Origin of the sequence: Rhodococcus sp. EPR-157, from assembly GCF_001647195.1 — a bacterium.
Classification (GTDB): Bacteria; Actinomycetota; Actinomycetes; order Mycobacteriales; family Mycobacteriaceae; genus Rhodococcoides.
The window spans coordinates 1-1,344 of record NZ_LVCV01000582.1; the positions used below are offsets into that span (position 1 = coordinate 1).

Annotated in this window: 1 protein-coding gene; it reads left to right on the forward strand. The window is 62.6% G+C overall.

What is annotated here, in order from left to right; all coding sequences use genetic code 11:
• Window positions 1-1,344 (forward strand): condensation domain-containing protein (locus A2J03_RS25420; protein WP_231912714.1); only part of this gene is annotated, 1,344 nt, incomplete at both ends.

Consider the following 1,344-nt stretch of genomic DNA (forward strand, 5'->3'; position numbering starts at 1 on the left):
GGTGTGCGGGTTCCGTTGGTGGCGCGGGAGCGTCCGGAGATGGTTCCGTTGTCGTTGGCGCAGCAGCGGATGTGGTTCCTCAACCGCTTCGACCAGAGTTCGGCCGCATACAACGTGCCGGTGGCAATTCGGTTGACGGGTGTACTGGACGTCGCTGCGGTACAGGCAGCCGTGTCGGACGTAATTTCTCGGCACGAGTCTCTCCGCACGATGTACCCCGAGACCGACAACGGCCCGATACAGCTCGTCGTCCCGGTGGAGCGCGTCGTACCCGACGTTCGGATCATCGACGTCGAACTGTCGGACGTCGAAGATCGTGTCCGTGAGCTGGCGTCGACGTCGTTCGATGTCACGACGGAGATTCCCCTGCGCGTGCGCCTGTTCACCTTGTCTGCGACCGAGCACGTCTTGGCGCTCGTGGTCCATCATATTTCCGCAGACGGATCGTCGATGGGTCCGCTCACCCGAGATGTGATGATCGCGTACGCGGCGCGTTCTGCTGGTGAGGCGCCAGGTTGGGCTCCGCTCGCGGTGCAGTACGCCGATTATGCGTTGTGGCAGCGTGAGGTTCTCGGTAGTGAGGACGATCCGGATTCGATTGCCTCGCAGCAGGTTGCGTACTGGAAGAGTGCACTGGCCGGACTACCGGACCAGCTGGACCTGCCGACCGATCGTCCGCGCCCAGCCGTGCAGTCCTACGCCGGTGGTAGAGCCGACTTCATCGTCGATGCCGAGCTGCACGCACAGCTCGTCCAGCTCGCACGGCGGACGAACAGCACGCTGTTCATGGTCATGCACACGGCGTTCGCGGTGTTCCTGTCCCGCATGTCCGGGACCGATGACATCGCCATCGGCACCCCGTTCGCCGGCCGTAGTGACAGAGCTCTCGACGACATCATCGGTATGTTCGTCAATACGTTGGTCTTCCGTACGCGGGTGGATTCGTCGATGACGTTCGAGGAATTGCTTGCGCAGACGCGAGCCAGTGACCTGCAGGCGTTCGCTCATGCGGATGTGCCGTTCGAGCGGTTGGTGGAGGTGCTCAATCCGGCGCGGTCCACCGCCCGTCACCCGTTGTTCCAGGTGGGTCTGTCGTTCCAGAATCTCGCGCAGAGTTCGCTCGAGTTGTCGGGGTTGTCGGTCAGCGGTCTGGATGCGGATACGGGGATCTCGCAGTTCGATCTGCACCTGATCGTGACGGATCGCTACGACGACGCCGGGCGTCCGCTGGGTGTGGGCGGGTACGTGTCGTTCGCGACGGATTTGTTCGATGTGGTGACGGTGGATGGTTTTGTGGAGCGGTTTGTTCGGGTGTTGGAGTCTGTGGTGGCGGATTCGTCTGTG